We start from the raw sequence: 24495 nt of genomic DNA, 5'->3' as shown, positions 1-24495 counted from the left end.
GGATACCTCCATCCTGTCGCGCACAATCCAAGAGGTGATTGATGCGCGCCAACTCGTCTGATTCACAAGACACCGTCACAGCAGACCATCCGATCAAACCCGAGCGCCTGCGCTTGCTGGATCGGTTAAGCAAATATCGTCAACCGATCGGTCTGGCGGTCACGTTGCTGCTGTTTGCCATTGCGCTGATTGCCTGTCGCCATCTGCTGAGCGAGCTCGATCTCGACGCCCTGCATGACTCGATCCTGGCCGTGCCGAAACCGGCCCTGCTCGGCGCAGTGGGGGCGACGGTCGTCGGCTTCATCATATTGCTGGGCTATGAATGGTCGGCCAGCCGCTATGCTGGCGTGACCTTGCCGCCGCGGACTCTGGCACTGGGCGGCTTCACTGCGTTTGCGATTGGCAACGCCATTGGCCTGTCGCTGCTGTCCGGCGGCTCGGTACGCTACCGTTTATATGCACGTCATGGTCTGGGGGCGTCGGAAGTCGCACACATGACCCTGTTCGCCAGCCTGTCGCTGGGTTGCGCCCTGCCACCGCTGGCTGCCCTCGCGACCCTGAGCAACCTGCCCGCCGCCTCCGCCGCCCTGGGCCTGTCGGAAGGCCTGCTCGGCACGATTGCCATGGTGGTGCTGGGGCTTGGCGCGATTCTGGCGATCGGCATCTATCGTCGACGCCTGCCGGAGCAGCCGTACCGCGACAACCTGCTGGTCAGGGCCGGCCGCCGGACCTTGCGCCTGCCGGGCCGACGCCTGACCTTCCTGCAACTGATCATCACCGCCCTCGACGTCGCCGCAGCGGCCACCGTGCTCTATCTGCTGCTGCCGGAAGCTCCGCCCTTCGGCGCCTTCCTGCTGGTGTATCTGCTCGCCTTGGCCGCCGGGGTCCTCAGCCATGTGCCGGGGGGTGTCGGGGTTTTCGAAGCGATCCTGCTGGCCGCGTTCGCCGATACGCTCGGTGCCGCGCCACTGGCTGCTGCTCTGCTGCTCTATCGCCTGATCTACGTGGTGCTGCCGCTGCTGGTGGCCTGCGTGTTTTTACTGATCAACGAAGGCCAGCGCCTGTTCCAGACCCAGACCATGCGTGCGGCGTCGGGTCTGGCAGCGCCGATTCTGGCGGTACTGGTATTCCTGTCCGGCGTGGTGCTGCTGTTTTCCGGCGCGACCCCGGAGATCGACACTCGCCTGGAACACATCGGTTTCCTGATCCCGCATCGTCTGGTCGACGCCTCGCACTTCGGCGCCAGTCTGATCGGCGTGTTGTGCCTGCTGCTCGCCCAGGGCCTGCGCCGCCGACTGTCGGCCGCGTGGATGCTGACCACCATTCTGTTGCTGGTCGGCGCCCTGCTCTCGCTGCTCAAAGGCTTCGACTGGGAAGAAGCCACGCTGATGACACTCACCGCCGCGTTGCTGGGGGTGTTCCGCCGCTCGTTCTATCGCCCGAGTCGCCTGACCGAACTGCCGTTCTCGCCGCTGTACCTGGTGGCCAGCCTCTGCGTATTGGGCGCTTCGACCTGGCTGCTGCTGTTCGCCTATCAGGACGTACCGTACAGCCATCAACTGTGGTGGCAGTTCACCCTCGACGCTGACGCCCCACGTGGCTTGCGCTCGCTGCTCGGCGCGGCCGTGTTGTTGCTGGTGATCGCCCTGACCTGGCTGCTGCGCACCGCTCGCCCGGTGATCCATCTGCCGACCCCGGACGAACTCGATCGCGCCGCGAAGATTCTGATGGCCTCCTCGCAACCCGATGGCGGCCTCGCGCTGACCGGTGACAAGGCGCTGCTGTTTCACCCCAACGACGAGGCGTTTCTGATGTACGCCCGCCGTGGTCGCAGCCTGGTGGCGCTGTACGACCCGATCGGCCCCGGCCAGCAGCGCGCCGAGATGATCTGGCAGTTCCGCGACCTGTGCGACATTCATCACACCCGTCCCGTGTTCTATCAAGTTCGCGCAGAGAACCTGCCGTACTACATGGACATCGGCCTGACCGCGATCAAGCTCGGCGAAGAAGCCCGGGTCGATCTGCAGCGCTTTGACCTGGAAGCCAAGGGCAAAGAGATGAAGGATCTGCGCTACACCTGGAACCGTGGCACCCGCGATGGTCTGTCGCTGGAAATCCACGAGCCGGGCCAGGCGCCGATGGACGAGCTCAAAGTGATTTCCGATGCGTGGCTGACCGGCAAGAACGTGCGTGAGAAAGGTTTCTCCCTCGGCCGCTTCAGCGACGATTACCTGAAGCATTTCCGCATTGCGGTGATTCGCTTCGAAGGCCGCCCGGTGGCGTTCGCCAACCTGCTCGAGACCTACAGCCATGACCTGGCCAGTCTCGACCTGATGCGCGCGCACCCGGACGCCCCCAAGCTGACCATGGAATTCATGATGGTCGGCCTGATTCAACACTATAAGAGTCACGGATACGCGCGCTTCAGCCTGGGCATGGTGCCGTTGTCGGGGTTGCAACCCCGGCGCGGTGCACCGCTGACCCAGCGTCTGGGCTCGATGGTCTTCCGCCGTGGTGAGCAGCTGTACAACTTCCAAGGCTTGCGCCGCTTCAAAGACAAGTTCCAGCCTGACTGGGAACCCCGTTATATGGCCGTGCCCGCCGGACTCGATCCGCTGGTGGCGCTGGCCGATACTGCTGCCCTGATCGCGGGCGGCTTGACTGGATTGGTGAAACGCTGATGATTCAACGCTCCCTGAAGTACATCCTGGCCGCACTGATTGTGCTGGCCGTGATTGCCGGCGGCGGTTACTGGTACCTCAAACGTCCGGCCCCCCAACCGACGCTGCAACCGCTGACTGCCGCTGACGGCACGGTCATGACCCGCGTGATCCCGGGCACCCAGCCCAAGGCGCAGGTGCTGGTGGCGGTCAATGACGACCAGAAGCTGACCGACAACCAACTGAGCACCCTGAGCCGCAGCGCCTCGGCGCAGATCGTTCAGGTGATTCTGCCCAAGGACTGCCTGCAACAGAGCCGCGCCCTGCAAACCGGCCTGCGCGAACTGAATGGCCCGGCCACGCTGGTCAGCGGTATCGGCCCTGGCGCCGTGCTGGCCTGGCGCTGGTTGTCCGAGCAGAAGGACGACAAGGCCCAGGCCATCTCGGTTGACCTGGCGCTGGAAAAACCCGGCTGCACGCACCTGCTGCCGAAATCCGCGGCTCATGGCCACTGGCTGGTGGCGTGGAACGACAACCCGGACGACACCAGCGCTGGTTTCGTACGCGATCAACCGAACGCCGAAACCAGCATCAGCGACTATGACATCAACCTGCCGCAAGTGCTGAACAACGAACTGCGCAAGATCCTCGTCGGCGGCGACAAGGCCAACGGCGGTCTGGCGATCCCGGTGGTTGAAGTGCCGGCCGGTCAGGCGAAAGACACCGTGACCCTGTTCCTCTCCGGTGACGGCGGCTGGCGCGACCTCGACCGCGACGTGGCCGGCGAGATGGCCAAGATCGGCTACCCGGTGGTCGGCATCGACACCCTGCGCTACTACTGGCAGCACAAGAGCCCGGAGCAAAGCGCGCTGGACCTGACCGAACTGATGCAGCACTACCGCCAGAAATGGGGCACCAAGCGCTTCATCCTGACCGGTTACTCGTTCGGTGCCGACGTCCTGCCGGCAATCTACAACCGCCTGCCAGACACCGAGCAGCAGCGCGTCGACGCCATCATCCTGCTGGCCTTCGCCCGCACCGGCAGCTTCGAAATCGAAGTCGAAGGCTGGCTCGGCAACGCCGGCAAAGAAGCCGCCACCGGCCCGGAAATGGCCAAGCTGCCAGCCGCCAAAGTGGTGTGCATCTATGGCGCAGAAGAAACCGATGAAAGCGGCTGCACCGACAAGACTGCAGTGGGCGAAGCAGTAAAACTGCCCGGCGGCCACCACTTCGACGAGAACTACCCGGCGCTGGCCAAGCGGCTGGTGGACTTGATCGAGAAACGCCAGAGCAAGGACTCGGTCGCCGAAGAGTGATCTAAAACGCCTCACAAAAAGCCCCCGCAACTTCACCGTTACGGGGGCTTTTTTACATCTCGGATGATGAACTCGTTCCCCTGTAGGAGTGAGCCTGCTCGCGATAGCGGAGTGTCAGCCACCTATTTGCCAACTGACACACCGCTATCGCGAGCAGGCTCACTCCTACAAGGGATGGCGCTGGATTCGAGATTTTTGTGCAGTACCGTAAATCTCTTGACTCTTCAGGAAGCTAAAAACGCCAAGTGTCCACATTCCATAAAACGTGGACACCTGCTTAATTGGCATTATCGAATCGTCAACTTCACACTCATTCATCTACCGAACAAATACCCACAAAATCGCCAGCAACGTTTAGTTTCGTTTACGTCTGGTTTCGCAATATCGGATGACGCCCACAGACCTTGTAGGCAAACTCCGAATCTCATATTTGAGCGGCTTGCTGCCCTGTTGCGCTGTTTTTTGACGGGATACTCTCCGGACGTCGCTGACTCATTCAGCGATCGGGTGTGGTAACCCGGAGAAACCAACACGACAGCAAGCTCATCGAGTTTTGGCGGCTGTGCGTGGGACGCTTTCGGGCGTGCCGGTTTCCTTGGTTCCCGGTTTACCACCCTGCGTACAGCTGCCTCCCTTTCGCGTGGTAACGAAAGTCGCGGCACTTCGAACCAAGGAGTAACACGATGACCGAAACTGATCAGCACGGACTCGCACACCTTAAAACCGTCGGCTTCACCCCTTTCCTCTACAACTCGGATCAAGCGTTTTTCAACGTTCGCTCCGGCATCCCCATCGCCGATGCCTTGTCACAAGCGTCCGACCTGCTGTGCCTCGCCAAATCCTTCGCCGAGGATGCCGCCTACAACACAGACACCGACCGCCATGCCTGGGCCGCGCATTACCTGACGGTGATGGGCAAGGCTTTGATTGATGACGTGATCCAAGCGCTAATCCCACGACCTGCGCGGACGAAGACCGAATCCAATCTGTCTGAAAACCTGTAGAGACACAGAGATCAAAAGATCGCAGCCTTCGGCAGCTCCTACATGGAATGCAAAACCTGTAGGAGCTGCCGAAGGCTGCGATCTTTTGATCTGAAGTGTTCGACTGACACTACGTCTTCGCCATCAAGCTCGCTCCCACAGGGGATTTTGTAGTGGATTTGAAGTTTATGCACAGACACAAAAAAGCCCCCGCCAGCCGCAAGGCTGACGGGGGCTTTTCAGTTGATGCAGGACTACATCTCCACCTGCGTCCCCAGCTCAATCACCCGGTTCAGCGGCAGATTGAAGAACCTCAGGTTGCCATTGGCATTCTTCAACATGAACGCAAACAACGCCTCACGCCAACGCGCCATGCCTTCAAGCTTCGAAGCAATCACCGTTTCGCGGCTGAGGAAGTACGTGGTACGCATCGGGCTGAAATCCAGATCATCCAGATGACACAGCTTCAGCGCCTGCGGCACGTCCGGCTCATCGGTGAAGCCGAAGTGCAGGATCACCCGGAAGAAGCCTTCGCCGTGGGCCTCAACCTCGAAGCGGCGCGATGACGGCACACGCGGGATGTCTTCGTAGACCACGGTCAGCAGCACCACTTGCTCGTGCAGCACCTGGTTATGCAGCAGGTTGTGCAACAGCGCGTGAGGCACGGCGTCGGAGCGCGCGGTGAGGAACACCGCCGTGCCCTGCACCCGGTGCGGCGGTTGTACGCGGATGCTGCTGATGAAGATCGGCAGCGGTAGCGCGCCTTCGTCGAGACGCTCGACCAGCAATTGCTTGCCGCGCTTCCAGGTGGTCATCAGCACGAACAAGGCGATACCGGCGATTACCGGGAATGCACCGCCCTGGACGATCTTCGGCACGTTGGCGGCGAAGTACAGGCCGTCCACCAGCAGGAAACCGATCAGCACCGGCACCGCGAGGATCGGTGGCCACTTCCACAGCAGCAGCATCACCGCCGACACCAGAATGGTGGTCATCAGCATGGTGCCGGTGACTGCCACGCCGTAGGCCGAGGCCAAAGCGCCGGAGGATTCGAAGCCCAGCACCAGCAGCACCACGCCAACCATCAACGCCCAGTTCACCGCGCCAATGTAGATCTGGCCCTGCTCGTCGCTGGAGGTGTGCTGAATGTACATGCGCGGGATGTAACCGAGCTGGATCGCCTGACGGGTCAGGGAGAACGCGCCGGAAATGACCGCTTGCGATGCAATGACAGTTGCCAGCGTCGACAATCCCACCAGAGGAATCAGCGCCCAGCTCGGCGCCAGCAGGTAGAACGGGTTACGTGCCGCTTCCGGGTTTTCCAGCAGCAGAGCGCCCTGACCGAAGTAGTTCAGCACCAGCGCCGGCAGCACCAGCAGGAACCACGCACGGGCAATCGGCTTGCGGCCGAAGTGGCCCATGTCGGCATACAACGCTTCGGCACCGGTCAGCGCCAGCACCACCGCGCCGAGAATTGCCACGCCCATGCCGGTATGCACCATGAAGAAACGCACCGCCCAGACCGGGTTCAGTGCGTGTAGTACGTCCGGGGTGTGGCTGATGCCATAGACGCCGAGGGCGCCGAGGACGAGGAACCAGGTGACCATGATCGGCCCGAACAGAATGCCGATCCGCGCCGTACCGTGGCTCTGGATCAGGAACAACCCGACCAGCACCACCAGCGACAGCGGTACCACCCAGTGATCAATTCCATCGAATGCCAGGCCCAGGCCTTCGATCGCCGACAAAACGGAAATCGCCGGGGTAATCATGCTGTCGCCATAAAACAGCGCCGCACCGATCAGCCCGCAAACCACCAGCAACGAACGCAACTTCTTGCGCTTGCCCGCCGCACGACGTGCCAGTGCGGTCAGCGCCATGATGCCGCCCTCGCCCTGGTTGTCGGCGCGCAGGACGAACATCATGTACTTGATCGAGACGACCCAGATCAGCGACCAGAAGATCAACGACAGAATGCCCAGCACCCCATCGTGATTGACGGGCACGCCATACGCGCCGGAAAACACTTCTTTGAGGGTGTACAACGGGCTCGTGCCGATGTCGCCGTAAACCACCCCGACTGCCGCGACCAGCATGCTCAGCGGTTTTGCAGCCGAATGCTCGGCGCCCGCCGCCTGACTACTTGCCTGACCCATCCAACACTCCTACTTCTCAGAACCGGCTTCTTAAATGAAGCACTATGCTTTGTGGTGCAGCATGCGCTGTTTTACCCGTTGTTACAGACGTTTTGTTGACTGTAAAAAATTGGTAAAGCTCAACGGCGCGAAGCATAGCGCAGCACTCGTCGTATTTCCCTGCATAAAGCTGGTCAAGTGCGTTGCTCACCGCTAGAATTGCGCACTTTTTGATCAGAGGCGCCCTTCAAGCGCCCGTCCGTCGGCTTTTCGCATCAGGAAAGCGGCGTCACAAAACACCGAGGTTAGACATGTCCACCACTCCTGCGCCGGCCAATCCAAAGGTTGGCTTCGTATCTCTGGGTTGCCCGAAAGCACTGGTCGACTCCGAGCGCATCCTGACCCAGCTGCGCATGGAAGGCTATGACGTGGTGTCCACCTATCAGGACGCCGACGTGGTCGTGGTCAACACCTGCGGTTTCATCGATTCGGCCAAGGCTGAATCGCTGGAAGTGATCGGCGAGGCGATCAAGGAAAACGGCAAGGTGATCGTCACCGGTTGCATGGGCGTGGAAGAAGGCAACATCCGCGACGTACACCCGAGCGTGCTGGCCGTGACCGGTCCGCAGCAGTACGAACAAGTGGTCAACGCGGTGCACGAAGTGGTGCCGCCGCGTCAGGATCACAACCCGCTGATCGACCTGGTGCCGCCGCAAGGCATCAAGCTGACCCCGCGTCACTACGCGTACCTGAAGATTTCCGAAGGCTGCAACCACAGCTGCAGCTTCTGCATCATCCCGTCGATGCGCGGCAAACTGGTGAGCCGTCCAGTCGGCGACGTACTCGACGAGGCCCAGCGTCTGGTCAAGTCGGGCGTCAAAGAGCTGCTGGTGATCTCTCAGGACACCAGCGCTTACGGCGTCGACGTGAAATACCGCACCGGTTTCTGGAACGGCGCGCCGGTGAAAACCCGCATGACCGAACTCTGCGAAGCGCTGAGCACCTTGGGCGTCTGGGTTCGTCTGCACTACGTTTACCCGTACCCGCACGTTGACGAGTTGATCCCGCTGATGGCCGCCGGCAAGATCCTGCCGTACCTGGACATCCCGTTCCAGCACGCCAGCCCGAAAGTGCTGAAGTCGATGAAACGCCCGGCGTTCGAAGACAAGACTCTGGCGCGGATCAAGAACTGGCGCGAAATCTGCCCGGACCTGATCATCCGTTCGACCTTCATCGTTGGTTTCCCGGGCGAGACCGAAGAAGATTTCCAGTACCTGCTCAACTGGCTGACCGAAGCCCAACTCGACCGCGTCGGCTGCTTCCAGTACTCGCCGGTAGACGGCGCGCCCGCCAATGACCTGGACCTGGAAGTGGTCCCGGACGACGTCAAGCAGGACCGTTGGGAGCGCTTCATGGCGCACCAGCAAGCAATCAGCTCGGCCCGTCTGCAGATGCGCATCGGCCGCGAGATCGAAGTGCTGGTGGACGAAGTCGACGAGCAAGGCGCGGTCGGCCGCTGCTTCTTCGATGCCCCGGAAATCGACGGCAATGTGTTCATCGATAACGGCAGCAACCTCAAGCCTGGCGACAAGGTCTGGTGCAAGGTGACTGACGCCGACGAATACGACCTGTGGGCTGAACAGATTTGACGCCTGACTGATGTAGGAGCTGCCGCAGGCTGCGATCTTTTGACTTTGTCTTTTAACAGCAAGGATCAAAAGATCGCAGCCTTCGGCAGCTCCTGCAGACGTTGTACTGAATTTGAAAAGCCCCGCTCTTTTTACGAGATGCGGGGCTTTTTTACGGCTATCGTTTAGCGGGGGACGGACTCCCTTGAAACGAACATGAGGCCATCGGGCATGCGTCAGCATTCGGTCATTCACACGCCGAAACTCAGCGATTATCAGGAACTGACCCGGGTCTGGGAGGCCTCGGTCCGCGCGACCCATGATTTTCTGCCGGACAGTTACATCGAGTTGCTGCGCAATCTGGTGCTCACCCGTTATCTGGACGCGGTGATGTTGATCTGCACCAAGGATCATCAGCAGCGCATTACCGGATTCGCCGGGGTCGCGGCGGGCAAGATCGAGATGCTGTTCATCGATCCCGCCCATCGGGGTCAGGGGCTGGGCAAGAAACTGCTGAACTACGCCATGCAGCACCTGAACGCCGATGAACTGGACGTCAACGAACAGAACCCGCAGGCACTGGGCTTTTACTTCAAGCAAGGTTTTGAAGTGATCGGTCGCTCGGAAGTCGATGGCATGGGCCAGCCGTATCCGTTGCTGCATATGCGCTTGCGTCAGAATCAACAGCGCTCAAACCATGCCTGACACACCACAAAAAAAACCCATGTAGGAGTGAGCCTGCTCGCGATAGCGCCAGATCAGCCAACATCCATGTCAAATGTCAGATGGCTATCGCGAGCAGGCTCACTCCTACAAAAAGCCACACCGTGAAATGGAACCGGGCTTAACCGGCGCCAGGCAGGTACAATGCCCACCCCTTTTTTGTTACGGCCCTGTCATGACTGACCCGATTCGCCTCTCCAAACGCCTCATCGAACTGGTTGGTTGCTCCCGCCGGGAGGCCGAGCTGTTCATCGAGGGCGGCTGGGTCACCGTGGACGGCGAAGTGATCGACGAGCCGCAGTTCAAGGTCGGCGACCAGAAAGTCGAGCTCGACAAGGACGCCAAGGCCACCGCGCCCGAGCCAGTCACCCTGCTGCTCAACGTGCCGGCCGGCATGGACGTCGACACCGCCATGCAAACGCTCGGCGCCGACACCCTCAGCGAAGAACACCGCTACGGCAAACGTCCGTTGCGCGGGCACTTCCTGCGCCTGACCGCCAGTGCCGATCTGCAACCCGGCGCCAGCGGCCTGCTGGTGTTCACTCAGGACTGGAAAGCGCTGCGCAAGCTCACCGCCGACGCGGCCAAGATCGAGCAGGAATACGTAGTTGAAGTCGAAGGCGACATGGTCGCTCACGGCCTCAATCGCCTGCAGCACGGCCTTACCCACAAGGGCAAGGAGCTGCCGCCGGTCAAGGCCAGTTGGCAGAACGAAAACCGTCTGCGCTTCGCCATGAAGAACCCGCAACCGGGGATCATCGCCCAGTTTTGCGAAGCGGTTGGCCTGAAGGTCATCGGTATTCGCCGCATCCGCATCGGCGGCGTGTCGATCGGCAAGGTTCCGGTCGGCCAATGGCGCTACCTGTCCGGCAAAGAGAAGTTCTGACGCCTCTGTAGCCGCCACACATTCCGGCAACGCGCCTGCGCGTTGCCCACAACGAAATATCAGGATTGCCCACATGATTCATAACGACGTACTGCGCAGCGTGCGCTACATGCTCGACATCAGCGACAAGAAAGTCATCGAGATCATCAAGCTCGGCGGCATGGACGCGGAGCTGAAAGACGTGGTCGCGTACCTCGACAAGAAAGAAGAAGACGAAGAAGGCTTCGTGCGCTGCCCGGACGAAGTCATGGCGCACTTCCTCGATGGCCTGGTGATCTTCAAGCGGGGCAAGGACGAAAGCCGTCCGCCGCAGCCGATCGAAGTGCCGGTGACCAACAACATCATCCTGAAGAAGCTGCGTGTGGCCTTCGAACTCAAAGAAGACGACATGCACGCCATCCTCAAGGCTGCCGAGTTCCCGGTGTCCAAGCCTGAGCTGAGCGCGCTGTTCCGCAAGGTCGGCCACACCAACTACCGCCCGTGCGGCGACCAGTTGCTGCGCAACTTCCTCAAGGGCCTGACTCTGCGCGTTCGCGGCTGATCGCGGAAGATGACTTACAGCGTCTCTCCTATCGGCTTCGTGCGCTCCTGCTTCAAGGAGAAGTTCGCCATCCCGCGCCAGCCGCAACTGGCCCCCGCCGCCCGTGGCGTGCTGGAACTGGTGGCGCCGTTCGATCAGGGTGACGCCGTGCAAGGTCTGGAGCAGGTCAGTCATGTCTGGCTGCTGTTCCTGTTTCATCAGGCGCTGGAAGAAAAGCCGCGCCTGAAAGTGCGCCCGCCACGGCTGGGCGGCAACAAGTCCATGGGCGTGTTCGCCACCCGCGCCACCCACCGTCCCAATGGCATCGGCCAGTCAGTCGTGAAGCTGGACAAGGTCGAGGCCAATCGGCTGTTCATCTCGGGAATAGACTTGCTCGACGGCACGCCGATTCTCGACATCAAACCCTATGTGCCTTACGCCGACATCATCGCTGACGCCACCAACAGCATCGCCAGCGCGGCGCCACAGCTGATCGCCGTGCAGTGGACGGACGCCTCGCTGCAACAGGCGCACACACATGCACAGCGCCTTGGTGAGCCCTTGGTCGAGTTGATCGAGCAGTGCCTGGCGCAGGATCCGCGTCCGGCGTATCAAACGCCGGCGCCGGAGCGCGAGTACGGCGCGCAGTTCTGGGATCTGGACGTACGCTGGCACTACCCGACGCCGGAGCAGATCCGCGTGCTGGAAGTGATCCCTGCCAACGCCTGAAGTATCGCTCTACATGGATTGTGGCAGGCATGAAGGAAATGTTTCGGGCATACAAAAGCCCCCATTGCCTTCGCCGGCAATGGGGGCTTTTTCGTGGTGCTTACTTCTCGACGAACGCACGCTCGATCAGGTAATCACCCGGCTCGCGCATACGCGCCGAGATCTTCAGGCCGAAGCTGTCGAGCACTTCGCTGGTCTCGTCGAGCATGCTCGGGCTGCCGCAGATCATCGCGCGGTCGTCCTGCGGGTTGATCGGTGGCAGACCGATGTCGCTGAACAGCTTGCCGCTGCGCATCAGGTCGGTCAGGCGGCCCTGGTTCTCGAACGGCTCGCGGGTCACGGTCGGGTAGTAGATCAGCTTGTCACGCAGCGCTTCGCCGAAGAACTCGTTCTGCGGCAGGTGCTCGGTGATGAATTCGCGGTAGGCGACTTCGTTGACGTAACGCACGCCGTGCACCAGGATCACTTTTTCAAAGCGCTCGTAGGTTTCCGGGTCCTGGATCACGCTCATGAATGGCGCCAGACCAGTGCCGGTGCTCAGCAGGTACAGATGCTTGCCCGGGTTCAGGTCGTCGAGGACCAGGGTGCCGGTAGGCTTCTTCGAGATGATGATCTCGTCGCCTTCCTTCAGGTGCTGCAGCTGCGACGTCAGCGGACCATCAGGCACCTTGATGCTGAAGAACTCGAGATGCTCTTCCCAGTTCGGGCTGGCGATCGAGTAAGCGCGCATAAGCGGGCGGCCGTTGGGCTGTTGCAGGCCGATCATCACGAACTGACCGTTCTCGAAGCGCAGGCCCGGATCGCGGGTGCACTTGAAGCTGAACAGAGTGTCGTTCCAGTGGTGAACACTGAGGACACGCTCGTGGTTCATGTTGCTCATGTACGTGGGACTCCTGGATATTGGGTCTGCGCTCGCCTTTGCGGCCGACAGTGCGCAATTGCATCGCATTCTAATAGCGACGACAATATCTGTTAACTGGATTATTAAGATAAGGGTTATCGGTTATATCGATATGCGATTTACTCTTCGTCAACTGCAAGTCTTCGTCGCCGTCGCCCAGCAGGAAAGCGTATCCCGTGCTGCGGGTCTGCTCAACCTCTCGCAATCGGCGGCAAGCACCTCGATCACCGAACTGGAGCGCCAGTCCAGCTGCCAGCTGTTCGATCGCGCCGGCAAACGCCTGAGCCTCAACGCCCTCGGCAAGCAGCTGTTGCCGCAAGCGGTGGCCCTGCTCGACCAGTCCAAGGAAATCGAAGACCTGCTCAATGGCAAATCCGGCTTCGGCTCACTGTCGGTGGGCGCCACGCTGACCATTGGCAATTACCTGGCGACCTTGCTGATCGGCGGCTTCATGCAGCGCCATCCGGAAAGTCAGGTGAAGCTGCACGTACAGAACACTGCCAACATCGTGCACCAGGTCGCCCACTACGAAATTGATCTGGGTCTAATCGAAGGCGATTGCAGCCATCCGGACATCGAAGTGCAGAGTTGGGTCGAGGATGAGCTGGTGGTGTTCTGTGCGCCGCAACATCCGCTGGCCCAACGCGGCAGCGCGACCATGGAAGAGTTGACGCATGAGGCGTGGATTCTGCGTGAACAGGGCTCTGGCACGCGGCTGACCTTCGATCAGGCCATGCGTCACCATCGCAGTGCGCTGAATATCCGTCTGGAACTGGAACACACCGAAGCGATCAAGCGCGCAGTGGAATCAGGGCTGGGGATTGGCTGCATCTCGCGGCTGGCACTGCGCGATGCCTTTCGGCGCGGCAGTCTGGTGGCGGTGGAAACGCCGGATCTGGATCTGTCCCGGCAGTTCTACTTCATCTGGCACAAACAGAAATACCAGACCTCGGCCATGCGCGAGTTTCTCGAGCTGTGCCGCGCTTTCACCGCCGGGGTGCAGCGCAGCGACGAGATCGTGTTGCCGAGTATCGCTTAAAGCAGAATCACCGCCCACACCAGGGCAATCATGCTCAGGGCCACGAATTGCGCGGCGCTGCCCATGTCCTTGGCGTTCTTGGACAGTGGATGCAGCTCCAGGGAGATGCGGTCGATGGCCGCCTCTACTGCCGAGTTCAGCAACTCGACGATCAACGCCAGCAGGCAGACTGCGATCAGCACAGCCTGTTCGACACGGCTGACATTCAGGAAGAACGTCAGCGGAATCAAAACCACATTGAGCAGCACCAGTTGGCGGAAGGCCGCTTCGCCGGTGAAGGCTGCGCGCAGGCCGTCCAGCGAATAACCGGAAGCGTTGAGGATACGTTTCAGGCCGGTCTGGCCCTTGAAAGGTGACATAAAGTAAAAACCAACCAAAAAGGAGTGGGAAAGCTAGAGCAACAAAAGTCAAAAAAGCGTGAAGACGCCGGCCATTATTGGCTCGGAATTGACTCAAGTTGTTGCAGAAGTAATGCAGCTTGTGTCCGGGTGCGCACGTTCAACTTGCGAAAGATCGCCGTGACGTGGGCCTTGATGGTTGCCTCGGACACGTTCAGCTCATAGGCAATCTGCTTGTTCAGCAAGCCTTCACAGACCATGGTCAATACGCGGAACTGCTGCGGGGTAAGGCTGGCCAGGCCATCGCTGGCAGCTTTGGCCTCGTCGGAGACTTTGACCGCCTCGAACGCCTGCGGCGGCCAGAACACGTCGCCATCGAGCACTTTGCGCACCGCTTCCTGGATCACGCTCAGGTCGCTGGACTTGGGAATGAAGCCACTGGCACCGAACTCCCGGGACTTGACCATGACCGAAGCCTCTTCCTGGGCCGAGACCATCACCACCGGAATCTGCGGGTACTGGCCGCGTAGCATGACCAACCCGGAAAACCCGAAAGCGCCGGGCATGTTCAGGTCCAGCAGAACCAGATCCCAGTCAGCCTTTTCGGTCAGGCGCGCTTCCAGTTCGGCGATGCTCGCCACCTCCACCAGTCGTACATCCGGGCCAAGGCCCAAAGTCACCGCTTGATGCAATGCGCTACGAAATAGAGGGTGATCATCGGCAATCAGGATGTCGTATGTGGCCATTTTTCAAATGATCCTGTTTTTGATGGCAGACCCGACGCATTCGGGCCTCACCAAAGCAACTCAAGATACCACCGCACAGCGGTATCCAAAGGGGCACGTTCAACGCCAATCACTTGCAAACACGGCGTTTCAAACCTTGGCCGCACCCTAATCGGCGCCAAGCATGCCCAGCGAAGCCGGGGTGGTCAAGCAGCACGGCCGCCACTGTATGAAGTATGGGCCACTATGGGGCCAACACCGCTTGCGGCTTTCGTATATAAGGCAACAACTCGGCGTGGGCCGGGGTCGACTCGTTCATGTCCAACTGTTGTTTGGCGCCCAGGTAATGCTGGCTGAACACATCGAAATAAGCGTCCAGCGCTGAAGCGGCATCGCTGTCCCCTGCCAGTTCCAGGCACAACGCCGCGACTTCGGCGGTGCACAGGTGCTCGCTGCGGGTGGAACGACGCAGGCGATAGCGCGAGAGTTTGTCAGGCAACAGGCTGAGAATCGGCAAACGATCGAAATACGGACTCTTGCGGAAGATCTTGCGCGCCTCGGTCCAGGTTGCATCCAGCAGAATGAACAGCGGACGCTTGTTGCTATCGACGGCGACAGTGTTGGTCACCCGCGACGGCTCGACGTATTCGCCGGGAAACACCAGGTACGGCTGCCATTGCGGGTCATTGAGCAGCGCCAGCATCTGCGGGTCGGGTTCGGTGCGCGACCAGATGAACGCGTGGTTGTCGCGCACCACGTCGGCGATCAGCCAGCCGGTGTTGCTCGGTTTGAACACTTCCTTGCCGGTCATGATCAGGCACACGCCGGAACGGGTTTCGACCGTCGGTCGCCAGGCGCACAGGCAATGGCTGATGATCACCCGGCAGTCGCGGCAGCGCTCGGAGCGAAAACCACGGGCCTGAATCGGCTTGATGCCCTCGTCCTCGCGCTGGTCGCGCAGGCGGGCTACGGCGTTGGGGGCATGATTGGTCACGGACGACGCACCACAGCAGGGAAACTCGACACGCACAGCACTCGGCAAGGCAATAAAGGCCGGCAGTTTACCAGAGCGGCGAGCGCAAACCTGTACCGTCCCGACCGGCTCCCCTATAATCCGGCGCCACTGAACGCACAGCCACAGGGCTGGTCGAACCACCAGTCACTGAATCAGGAGAGTTTCATGCTGCGCCTAATCGTTCCCACCGCCGCCATCGCGCTGGCGTTGTCCTTCAGCGCACAAGCGGCGTCCTTGAAAGAGCAGAATCTGAACCGAGAACTGCGCAACGTCGCCGAACAAAGCAGCGTCGGCACGCCACGGGCGATCAACGAAGACATTCTTGATCAGGGCTACACCGTTGAGGGCGTTACCCTGATCAACCACCTGAGCGTGCAAGCCAGCCACGCCGAAAAAATGCGTGCTGATCCAAAGGCCGTGTATTTCCAGCTGGGTGCTTCGGTGTGCAGTAACCCGTCGTACCGCAAGCTGATGGCCAAGGGCGCGATCATGCGTTACGACTTCAGTGAATATAAAACCAACAAAGCCATCGGCTCGGCCAGCTATCAGGATTCCGATTGCCCGAAAGCGGCCCCGGCGAAGAAGAAGTAATCATCCGGTATTGGCGCGCCGCTGTTCATCCTCGGCGCGCAATTCGGCCACCAGGGCCTGCAAGTAGCGAGAACGTCGTTCTCCACCTGCCAACCGACGACAGCACTCCTCTTCGAGACTCACTTGATTGGTCTCGGCTGATGCTTTCAGCATCCGATACAGCTGCGTATCGATCTCCAGAACCACTCTGACCATCTATACCGCCTCCTTGCCTGCTACCCGCGAATCCTTGAAAAGCGCGCACCTTGGGTACGGTTGCTGACTTAAAGCTGTCGTACGGTGCCTGTAAGTTAGTAAATCAGAGCTATTGCTCTACGGCGCACGTTCGGACGAGCGGTGAACGCCCTTTGCCCATCGACAACCAACGGTTGCCAGAAAAGACTTCGCGGCGTAATGATCAACTCAGCGCAATGGCCCACGAGGGTCTAGATTCAAAGTATTCCCGATCACTTGTTCACGGCAGAAAAAGGAGCTGCCGAGTGTGTGTGTTTTTTTTGCAGCGCGGCACTGACGCCGCACGTCAGAGCCGCAAGCTCTGTGCAGAAGGAGACGTTGAATGCCTTACCAACCGAATGACCTGCTCAGCCGTCATTTTCAGGAAAGCGGCCCCGACCTCATCAGCAAGGTCGAAGAACAACTCAACCAGGTTTCCCCCAACAGCCCGAATCTGCCGATTTATCGCGACATGATCCTGACCGTGCTGCGCATGGCCCAGGAAGATCACAACCGCTGGAACGCCAAGATCACCCTGCAGGCCCTGCGCGAACTGGAGCAGGCGTTCCGGGTGCTGGAACAGTTCAAGGGACGCCGCAAGGTCACCGTGTTCGGCTCGGCACGCACACCGGTCGAGCATCCACTGTATGCAATGGCCCGGGAACTCGGCGCGGCCCTGACACGCTCGAACATGATGGTCATCACCGGGGCCGGTGGCGGGATCATGGCTGCCGCGCATGAAGGCGCCGGCCGCGATCACAGCCTCGGGTTCAATATCACCCTGCCCTTCGAACAACATGCCAACCCGACCGTGAACGGCACCGGCAACCTGCTGCCGTTTCATTTCTTCTTCACCCGCAAACTGTTCTTCGTCAAGGAAGCCGATGCGCTGGTGCTGTGCCCTGGCGGGTTCGGCACACTGGACGAGGCACTGGAAGTACTGACGCTGATCCAGACCGGTAAAAGCCCATTGGTACCGGTGGTGTTACTGGATGCGCCGGGCGGTACGTTCTGGCAAGGCGCACTGGATTTCATTCGCCAGCAACTCGAAGACAACCGCTACATCCTGCCGACCGACCTGAAACTGATGCGGCTGGTCTACAGCGTCGACGAGGCGGTGGAGCAGATCAACCAGTTCTACAGCAACTTCCACTCCAGCCGCTGGCTCAAGCGCCAGTTCGTGATCCGCATGAATCACAAGCTCAGCGATCAAGCGCTGGAGCATATGCAGGAGGCTTTCGCCGATCTGTGTCTGAGTGACCAGTTCCATCAACACGCCTACAGCGGCGAGGAACACGACGAAGCACAGTACAGCCATCTGGTGCGGTTGGCCTTCGCGTTCAATGCCCGGGATCATGGCCGACTCAGGGAACTGGTGGATTACATCAACCTCCCGGAAAACTGGGCCCATACCAGACAGCAGACCACTCAACACACACGTGAGCCCTCGAAGGTTATTTGAAGGCAAAAAAAACGGCCCGCTATTTTCATAGCGGGCCGTTTTTATTTAACCGTCTTAATCGTCCATCCCTCTGCCGCTGAACAAGCGGTTGATCATCTCCATTGAGAAGCCCCGATACGCAAGGAACCGCCCTTGTCTGGCCCGTTCCTTGGCATCAATGGGCAAGTGTCCGGAGAACTTGCGCTGCCACGTATCCCGAAGCTGCTCCTGCCAGTCGATACCGCTTTCTCGCAGGGCGAGTTCGATATCGGCGCGTTGCAAACCGCGCTGGCCCAGCTCTTCGCGAATGCGCAAAGGGCCGTAGCCGGAGCGGGCACGGTAGGAAACAAAGCTTTCAAGGTAACGGGCTTCGGAAAGCAGGCCCTCTTCCGTCAAACGGTCGAGGGCTGTTTCGATCATCTGCGCCTCAGCGCCACGCTGACGCAGTTTACGCGTCAGTTCGACTCGACCATGCTCGCGTCGAGCAAGCAGGTCCATGGCGGTTCGCCGCACCGCGACGAGGGTATCGAGTACGGCGGTGGTCATCGCTGCGATCAGATATCAGCGTCAGCCAAGTCGTCTTCGGTCACTTTGACCGGCGAAGCCTTGGTGTCAGGTGCTGGGGTCAGCAGCTTGTCACGCAGTTGTTTCTCAAGCTTGGCAGCAACTTCCGGATTGTCTGCCAGGAACTTGGCCGAGTTGGCCTTGCCCTGACCAATCTTGGTGCCTTCGTAGGCATACCAGGCGCCGGACTTCTCAACGAAACCATGCAGCACGCCCAGGTCGATCATCTCACCGTTGAGGTAGATGCCCTTGCCGTAAAGAATCTGGAACTCGGCCTGACGGAACGGCGAAGCGACCTTGTTCTTCACAACCTTGACGCGGGTTTCGCTGCCGACCACTTCGTCGCCTTCCTTCACCGCGCCGGTGCGGCGGATGTCGAGACGGACCGACGCGTAGAACTTCAACGCGTTACCACCGGTGGTGGTTTCCGGGCTGCCGAACATCACGCCGATCTTCATGCGGATCTGGTTGATGAAGATCACCAGGCAGTTGGCGTTCTTGATGTTACCGGTGATTTTACGCAGTGCCTGGGACATCAGACGGGCTTGCAGGCCCACATGCATGTCACCCATTTCGCCTTCGATTTCAGCTTTCGGTACCAGCGCGGCCACGGAGTCGACGATGATCACGTCTACTGCGTTGGAGCGCACCAGCATGTCGGTGATTTCCAGCGCCTGTTCGCCGGTATCCGGCTGGGACACCAGCAGGTCATCGACGTTGACGCCCAGCTTGCCGGCGTACTCAGGGTCGAGGGCGTGTTCAGCGTCGACGAAAGCGCAGGTCGCGCCGGCTTTTTGAGCCTGGGCGATCACGGACAGAGTCAGTGTGGTTTTACCGGAGGATTCAGGACCGTAGATTTCAACAATACGGCCTTTTGGCAGGCCGCCGATGCCGAGTGCAATGTCCAGACCCAGAGAGCCAGTGGAGATGGATGGGATCGCCTGACGGTCCTGATCGCCCATACGCATTACGGCACCCTTGCCGAATTGACGTTCGATCTGACCCAGGGCCGCAGCCAAGGCTTTCTTCTTGTTGTCGTCCATTAAAGTCCTCACGTAATCAATAAGGCCTGACGGCCAACACCTGTATAAGTAGCCAGTATTATTCCACAGCGTTCGCGGATCGCCTACCCCTGATTTTCGATTTCTCGTGCCGCTAGTCGCAGAAGCCCCTCTAGCGCGGCCTTCACCGTTTGTCGGCGGACTTCGTCGCGGTTACCGGGGAAGTGCTGGACCTCGCTGGAAACCGCGTCGCCCACTCCCCAGGCCAGCCACACCGTGCCCACCGGTTTGTTCGGTGTACCGCCGTCGGGCCCGGCCACGCCGCTGACCGCCACGGCAAACCGTGCCAGGCTGTTTTTCTGCGCGCCACGCACCATCGACTCGACCACCTCGCGACTGACCGCCCCCACCGTGCCGAACAGTTCGGCGGGGACATTCAATTGCTGGGTTTTCTGCCGGTTGGAGTACGTCACGTAACCGGCCTCGAACCACGCCGAGCTCCCCGGAATGCGCGTGATCGCTTCGGCAATCCCGCCACCGGTGCAGGATTCGGCGGTGGTGACGTGGGCATTGAGCAATTGCAGACGTCGGCCAAGCTCGGCAGCCAGTTGAGTGATCTCTTTCACGGTGCGCTCCGGATCGGGTGGAATGACTACCACCGTACACGAGCCGGTTGCGCTTTCAATACACAGACTCATTCAAAATGTTCGGGCGCCAGCGCTCTGACATAGGCCTGACACGCCTGCAGGGCGATCAGTCCGCGGTCGCCGGTGTCGGTGATGGCGATAATTCGTTGAGCATGCGCCGGGTCAAGTCGGGCGCGTACGGTTGCATGATCCACGCCGCCGGTGCTGGCGGTGGCTGGCAGCCCGCAGCCCTGGGCAGCGTCGCCTGCGTCGATGAGGACTGACAGGCGCAGATCAGCAGTGGCAAGACGATCGCGCAGGCGATCCTGATCACGTTGGGCATCGCTCATGGCTCGATAGTGGGTTTGTTCACTGGTCGCGAGGCGTTGCTCGAGGGCCAGACGCTTGTCCTGCTCGGCCTGCTGCGCGGTGGCAGCAGCCGAGGTCAGTTGATTGAGGGTGTCGGCCTGCTGTCGCGCCTGCTCGGCCAGTTGGCGACCGTAGCGCCAATCCTGAAACTGCCAGGCCAGCGCGGCCGAGCCACCGGCCAGCAGCAAAAGACCGATCAGCCGCCAGACGTTCAGGGCTGGCATAGCACCGCCCTCGCCCGTGCCCAGATGTCGAGGCGATCCTGCAGGCCATTCAACCCGCCGTTGATTCGGCGGGTGATGCTGTTGAACTGGTCGCGATCAGCCAGTTCGTTCAAACCGTTCTGCTCCCAGAACCACGCGGCAGACTCGGCCGCCCATTGCGGCTGTTCCAGCAACTCCGGCAAGGACAGCAGACGCTCGTCGCCAAACAGACCCAGGCTGCACTGACGATAGTTGCTGCGACCGGTGATCTGGATCAGCCCGCGACCACGATATTTTTGCCCGTCGCCGTCAGCCTCCGGCGTATTGCCCAGACGTAAAGCCAAAGTACCGGTGTCGTATTTGCTCAGGTACTGGTTGTTGCCCAGTTCACGCACGTATTGCAACTGGCCCGACTCGTGGCCGATTTGCGCGAGAAACGCAGCGACCCGTTTGGGCGAGTCGATGCGGTGGTTGTCCATGGCGCTGTTGAGCGCAGAAACAAAAACGCCCGCTTGGCTGCGGGCGTTTGGCATGATGGTTTTAAGGTTGTCTTCAGTTATTTGCATAATGCTCGATCCTCCCTGGATGCTCCGATTGAATCATGGTTGGCGGACAACGGCCCCCAGCCATTTTTTTGCCAGAGTTTTCAGGGTGTTGTTCGGTACTGTGATCCGGGCAGACCGGCGACGATATCTTCATTGGCGAACTTGCCGTTCACCCGCTGTACGCCGGGAACGCTTTCTGGATAATCCATTTGAGCATCCCTGAAGACCTACAGCGCGCTAGCCAACCAACGCGGCGCCACCGGCCGATGCTCGCTGAACGGAAAGAAAGCCCCCTGCGGCCAGTCACGCAATTGACGACGATAGGTTTGTAGTTCGCTGTATTGCTCAGTGGTCAATGTGGTACCGCCGCCGTCCTCCAGCTCATCGCGGTCACGGGCCACCAGACCGTCGGTGGCGGCCAGTTGCGCGGTGCGCCAATGCCGTTCAGCGTCGGCGGCTTCCTCTGCAGAAGGCGGCGGCGGGTCGACGAGAATTGGAAAGCCGTTATCCGCCCGCACACCAATGACTTTTGCCGAGACCGACAGTTGTTGCAGGAGCGAGGTCCAGTAGGCTTGGGGAATTTCGATAACGTCGTCGGGAATGTCCGACAAATGGATACCCGGTACATAAACGCCCCGGGTGCTGGCGCTGAAGAGAACACTGTAGACGTTCATTCAATAACCCTTCACCTGATAGTGGACAGTCCAGCCGGCAGAGACCGTGCCGAGATAGCTGCGTATTTTCAAATGGCACCCGAATTTGTTTGCCGCCGGGTTGCCATTCAGAATAACCATGGCGCTATCGCCCCCGGCATGAGTCGCCACGATGTTGCTGAATGCATTGGGGAAAGCGATAGGGAATACGACATTGATATCGCCGTTGGCATCCGAAACTGCCGATCCCCACTGCTCGATCACACCGCTCGCAAACCGCTGATAGCCGGCGTCGCCAAAGACACCGGAATGAACCGAAGCGAACCGGTCGCTGACCGAGCCGCCGTAAAGGCGCCAGTCGTTGCCTGTGCGGAACAACTGCGCGGAATCACCGATACCCAGTACCAGCGCCCCCACCGTATTGCTGCTGACGATACGGTCATTGGGCGCCGGGTTGATCGTCAGCACACCGGTGCCAAGATTAAGGATGGTCAGCGTGCTTGTGCTCATGACACTGGTGGTAACCGGCATCGTAGCGGTGGCCGCCGTGCTGCTGTAGAAACTCACTACTCCGCCCGCTTGAGCCGCTGTCAGGGCGGCGCTGGTCGTATAGGTCGTGAAACCGGAAAACTGCGTACCGCTGCGGTTCACAAACCCGGTGGTGGCGACGTTCTGGCTGTTATCGAACTGTGGCGGTGTTGCAAACAATCGGTTGCTGCGCAAGGCAGTCAGCAGCTGATCGGTCTTGGCTTCTGACGCGGTGAGGCCGGCGGCCTGGATGACATTAAGCAACTCCTGCGTAATGCCATTGCCCCAACTGGCCGGAATCAACGATCCCGGTTTGCCGGCAATCGGGTCTTCATCAACAAACCGGCCGTTGACCAGTCCGGCACTCGGGACACTGTTTGGATAGTCCACTGTAATTCTCCTTGTGTGTGTGAATCAGGTGTTTACCGTCGTTCCGGGCACCACCGGCCAGCTGATTTCAACGGGGAAACCGACCTGTTGTTCGATACGGTTCAACTCGACGCTGTAGAGCTTCCATTCGATCAGCAGCAGTTGCTCATCATGGTTGGCATCGCCGATGTCTTCGGCGTATTGCAGAGGCGCGATGCGCAGGACGGCGTCGCGAAGCAGTGCGTCGCGCTTGTCGAGACATTGCTGTCTCACGCTCGACAAGCGAGCCTGCTCATCCAGCACCCAGGCGTTGTCGCGCCAGACATGGAACTCACCTGGCCACGGCTGTGCGGTGAGGGTGTCAGGCAATTCACCCAGTTCGCTCCAGATCTGTTGCGCGCCGCCGTCCTTGCGATAAACCACACCACGCCGGTCAATCACTTCACGAGGTACGCCGTTGATGAGCGCCCAGCTGCGACCGGCTTCCGGCTCGGGCAACTCGTACGTCAGTTCGACGGCGTTGGCGGGAAGCTGAATCCCGATTCCGGGCGTAACGGGAAACTCGACGGGGCCGGATAGAGCGCCCGAGCCATCAAATAGATAATTGAACATGACGTACCTCAGATAAGTTTGATGCGCCCGGGATAGGCGATGTTGCGAGGGCGCGTAATACCACCGTGGTTCAGCAAATCAGCATCCGTGATTGGGGAAACCAGCTCTGAAGGTGTGATGTATTTGACGGTGGCGCCCGCGTAATCGACGTAGTTACCCATATCGAAACCCAACTGGGTCTTCTGGGTACCGATGTGTGTCGCGAACAGAATATTGTCGCCAATGCCATTGTCGCCCTGAACCAAAGAGCCTTTTTGCCAAGACCCCGGCGCCCGACCGGTATCGACCAGACCGCCCTCGGCTAGTACGCGCAGAAACTCACCACGGGCTTCTGGCAAGCGGAAAGTCGTGGCGCCGTCTCCTGGCGTCCACGCACCGCCGCGATCGGTTTCAGAACGCAACATCCCCGACTGCTGCGCGTGGTCCCAAAGCCATGGCCATTCCGCGCGGTTCATTAAGGAACCACTCAGCGCGGCATAGCCACCGGGCAGTACAGCCAATGTGGTCTCAAAGGCTATGTGCCCAAGTGAAGAGCCATCCAGACGACCGACTGGCCACCAATTGCCCGCTGTATCACTGCGCAAATGCCACCAGTCACCGGCTCCCATCAATACGAGAAACGGATAACCCGAAGCATTCAGGTGGGTGTGAAACTTGATCGCATCGCCGCTTGCACTTCTTACGATCAAGCGGTTACCGCTGTTATCGACGCGCCGCACAATGACGTCACGCACCCCCAAGCTGGTATTGGCTGGAGGCAGACTGACGGTCAGTGCGCTGGCCCCGGCGTCGATCAGAACCAAGCCCAACTCTTCAATGGTCAATGACCTGGACACTCCAACCCGAGTAATCACCGAACGCATCGGACTGGCATTGCCAACAATCGATTGAATCGCTTTGAACAACTGCCCGGTATCCGCCTCGGAAGCCACCAACCCGCCACCGGTAATCACACTCAGAATTTCCTGAGTCACACTGTTGCCCCACACCGCCGGAATCAACGATCCCGGCGTGCCCGCCACCGGGTTTTCATCGACGAAGCGGCCATCGACCAGACCGACGCTGGGGACGCTTTTTGGATAATCCATAGGTCTTTCGTTCCTCTGAAAAAACAAATCAACCGCGTCAGGACGATCGCGATTGCGAGCCTGCAGCGGGCTGTTTTCTGAAAATAAAAAGCCC

Annotated in this window: 26 protein-coding genes; 11 read left to right on the top strand and 15 right to left on the bottom strand. The window is 60.0% G+C overall.

Features of this window, described 5'->3' with window-relative positions:
• Positions 1 to 41 precede the first annotated feature (41 nt).
• The 3 genes from mprF (at position 42) to KKQ10_RS14310 (ending at position 4980) form a co-directional block, all read left to right on the top strand.
• Positions 42 to 2681 carry a bifunctional lysylphosphatidylglycerol flippase/synthetase MprF gene (gene mprF, locus KKQ10_RS14320; protein WP_215501468.1) on the top strand — a complete coding sequence of 880 codons (2640 nt, stop codon included), beginning with the start codon at positions 42 to 44 and terminating at the stop codon, positions 2679 to 2681.
• Positions 2681 to 3976 (top strand): virulence factor family protein, encoded by a 1296-nt coding sequence (locus KKQ10_RS14315; RefSeq protein WP_127649615.1) that lies wholly within the window; start codon positions 2681 to 2683, stop codon positions 3974 to 3976. Before mprF ends, KKQ10_RS14315 begins: the two co-directional genes overlap by 1 nt.
• Positions 3977 to 4659: 683 nt before the next feature.
• Complete coding sequence (locus KKQ10_RS14310; protein WP_215501467.1) at positions 4660 to 4980, top strand: DUF3077 domain-containing protein; 321 nt, start codon at positions 4660 to 4662, stop codon at positions 4978 to 4980.
• A gap of 233 nt (positions 4981 to 5213) precedes the next feature.
• On the opposite strand, the gene KKQ10_RS14305 is transcribed toward KKQ10_RS14310, so the two are convergent.
• On the bottom strand, positions 5214 to 7055 hold the full coding sequence (locus KKQ10_RS14305; RefSeq protein WP_414892094.1) for a potassium transporter Kup: 1842 nt from the start codon (positions 7053 to 7055) through the stop codon (positions 5214 to 5216).
• Positions 7056 to 7405: 350 nt separating this feature from the next.
• Here KKQ10_RS14305 and rimO point away from each other — a divergent pair, with 350 nt between their 5' ends.
• From rimO to tsaA, 5 genes are all read left to right on the top strand, one after another.
• Entirely contained in the window at positions 7406 to 8743 is a 1338-nt protein-coding gene (gene rimO, locus KKQ10_RS14300; protein ID WP_024011887.1) for a 30S ribosomal protein S12 methylthiotransferase RimO, read from the top strand.
• Positions 8744 to 8953: 210 nt separating this feature from the next.
• Entirely contained in the window at positions 8954 to 9427 is a 474-nt protein-coding gene (locus tag KKQ10_RS14295) for a GNAT family N-acetyltransferase (RefSeq protein WP_127649612.1), read from the top strand.
• 193 nt (positions 9428 to 9620) lie between these two features.
• Complete coding sequence (locus KKQ10_RS14290) at positions 9621 to 10331, top strand: rRNA pseudouridine synthase (RefSeq protein ID WP_215501466.1); 711 nt, start codon at positions 9621 to 9623, stop codon at positions 10329 to 10331.
• 73 nt (positions 10332 to 10404) lie between these two features.
• Positions 10405 to 10872 carry a YehS family protein gene (locus KKQ10_RS14285; protein WP_215501465.1) on the top strand — a complete coding sequence of 156 codons (468 nt, stop codon included), beginning with the start codon at positions 10405 to 10407 and terminating at the stop codon, positions 10870 to 10872.
• Positions 10873 to 10881: 9 nt separating this feature from the next.
• A complete protein-coding gene (gene tsaA / locus KKQ10_RS14280) occupies positions 10882 to 11580 on the top strand; it encodes a tRNA (N6-threonylcarbamoyladenosine(37)-N6)-methyltransferase TrmO (RefSeq protein WP_215501464.1) in 699 nt (232 codons plus the stop codon).
• Positions 11581 to 11680: 100 nt separating this feature from the next.
• Here the strand turns inward: tsaA and fpr are convergent, their stop codons facing one another.
• Positions 11681 to 12460 (bottom strand): ferredoxin-NADP reductase, encoded by a 780-nt coding sequence (gene fpr, locus KKQ10_RS14275; RefSeq protein ID WP_003222277.1) that lies wholly within the window; start codon positions 12458 to 12460, stop codon positions 11681 to 11683.
• 133 nt (positions 12461 to 12593) lie between these two features.
• Here fpr and KKQ10_RS14270 point away from each other — a divergent pair, with 133 nt between their 5' ends.
• A complete protein-coding gene (locus tag KKQ10_RS14270; RefSeq protein ID WP_127652538.1) occupies positions 12594 to 13520 on the top strand; it encodes a LysR family transcriptional regulator in 927 nt (308 codons plus the stop codon).
• Here the strand turns inward: KKQ10_RS14270 and KKQ10_RS14265 are convergent.
• From KKQ10_RS14265 to KKQ10_RS14255, 3 genes are all read right to left on the bottom strand, one after another.
• Positions 13517 to 13879, bottom strand: a complete 363-nt coding sequence (locus KKQ10_RS14265) for a diacylglycerol kinase (protein ID WP_042607041.1) — start codon at positions 13877 to 13879, stop codon at positions 13517 to 13519. The genes KKQ10_RS14270 and KKQ10_RS14265 overlap by 4 nt on opposite strands.
• A gap of 74 nt (positions 13880 to 13953) precedes the next feature.
• Positions 13954 to 14604 (bottom strand): response regulator transcription factor ErdR, encoded by a 651-nt coding sequence (gene erdR / locus KKQ10_RS14260; protein ID WP_127652537.1) that lies wholly within the window; start codon positions 14602 to 14604, stop codon positions 13954 to 13956.
• A gap of 223 nt (positions 14605 to 14827) precedes the next feature.
• A complete protein-coding gene (locus KKQ10_RS14255; protein ID WP_127652536.1) occupies positions 14828 to 15577 on the bottom strand; it encodes a tRNA-uridine aminocarboxypropyltransferase in 750 nt (249 codons plus the stop codon).
• Between the two features lie 186 nt (positions 15578 to 15763).
• Between KKQ10_RS14255 and KKQ10_RS14250 the strand changes: the two genes are divergently transcribed.
• Positions 15764 to 16189 (top strand): PA3611 family quorum-sensing-regulated virulence factor, encoded by a 426-nt coding sequence (locus KKQ10_RS14250; protein WP_127652535.1) that lies wholly within the window; start codon positions 15764 to 15766, stop codon positions 16187 to 16189.
• Here KKQ10_RS14250 and KKQ10_RS14245 read toward each other — a convergent pair whose 3' ends face one another.
• Positions 16190 to 16384: a hypothetical protein gene (locus KKQ10_RS14245; protein WP_127652534.1), complete on the bottom strand. Its 195-nt coding sequence runs from the start codon at positions 16382 to 16384 to the stop codon at positions 16190 to 16192.
• Positions 16385 to 16745: 361 nt separating this feature from the next.
• Here KKQ10_RS14245 and KKQ10_RS14240 point away from each other — a divergent pair, with 361 nt between their 5' ends.
• Positions 16746 to 17864 (top strand): LOG family protein, encoded by a 1119-nt coding sequence (locus KKQ10_RS14240; protein ID WP_215501463.1) that lies wholly within the window; start codon positions 16746 to 16748, stop codon positions 17862 to 17864.
• Between the two features lie 54 nt (positions 17865 to 17918).
• On the opposite strand, the gene recX is transcribed toward KKQ10_RS14240, so the two are convergent.
• The 9 genes from recX to KKQ10_RS14195 all read right to left on the bottom strand — a co-directional run bounded on the left by recX (position 17919) and on the right by KKQ10_RS14195 (position 24401).
• Complete coding sequence (gene recX, locus KKQ10_RS14235; RefSeq protein WP_215501462.1) at positions 17919 to 18389, bottom strand: recombination regulator RecX; 471 nt, start codon at positions 18387 to 18389, stop codon at positions 17919 to 17921.
• An 8-nt stretch (positions 18390 to 18397) separates the two neighbouring features.
• On the bottom strand, positions 18398 to 19450 hold the full coding sequence (gene recA, locus KKQ10_RS14230; RefSeq protein WP_215501461.1) for a recombinase RecA: 1053 nt from the start codon (positions 19448 to 19450) through the stop codon (positions 18398 to 18400).
• A gap of 83 nt (positions 19451 to 19533) precedes the next feature.
• Positions 19534 to 20034, bottom strand: coding sequence for a CinA family protein (locus KKQ10_RS14225; protein ID WP_127652530.1), 501 nt, complete (start codon positions 20032 to 20034; stop codon positions 19534 to 19536).
• 68 nt (positions 20035 to 20102) lie between these two features.
• Positions 20103 to 20627: a lysis system spanin subunit gene (locus tag KKQ10_RS14220; protein WP_215501460.1), complete on the bottom strand. Its 525-nt coding sequence runs from the start codon at positions 20625 to 20627 to the stop codon at positions 20103 to 20105.
• Positions 20615 to 21172 (bottom strand): glycoside hydrolase family 19 protein, encoded by a 558-nt coding sequence (locus KKQ10_RS14215; protein ID WP_215501459.1) that lies wholly within the window; start codon positions 21170 to 21172, stop codon positions 20615 to 20617. The genes KKQ10_RS14220 and KKQ10_RS14215 overlap by 13 nt, the downstream gene beginning before the upstream one ends.
• 206 nt (positions 21173 to 21378) lie before the next feature.
• Entirely contained in the window at positions 21379 to 21825 is a 447-nt protein-coding gene (locus KKQ10_RS14210; RefSeq protein ID WP_215501458.1) for a tail fiber assembly protein, read from the bottom strand.
• Positions 21826 to 22722: a gp53-like domain-containing protein gene (locus KKQ10_RS14205; protein WP_215501457.1), complete on the bottom strand. Its 897-nt coding sequence runs from the start codon at positions 22720 to 22722 to the stop codon at positions 21826 to 21828.
• Positions 22723 to 22746: 24 nt separating this feature from the next.
• Positions 22747 to 23313, bottom strand: a complete 567-nt coding sequence (locus KKQ10_RS14200; RefSeq protein WP_215501456.1) for a tail fiber assembly protein — start codon at positions 23311 to 23313, stop codon at positions 22747 to 22749.
• 8 nt (positions 23314 to 23321) lie between these two features.
• Positions 23322 to 24401: a phage tail protein gene (locus KKQ10_RS14195; protein ID WP_215501455.1), complete on the bottom strand. Its 1080-nt coding sequence runs from the start codon at positions 24399 to 24401 to the stop codon at positions 23322 to 23324.
• Positions 24402 to 24495 lie beyond the last annotated feature (94 nt).

It is taken from the genome of Pseudomonas sp. MG-9 (genome assembly GCF_018729515.1).
Lineage (GTDB): Bacteria > Pseudomonadota > Gammaproteobacteria > Pseudomonadales > Pseudomonadaceae > Aquipseudomonas > Aquipseudomonas serboccidentalis.
Note: the sequence above shows the minus strand (reverse complement) of the source record. Positions and strands in the feature narration are given on the sequence as shown.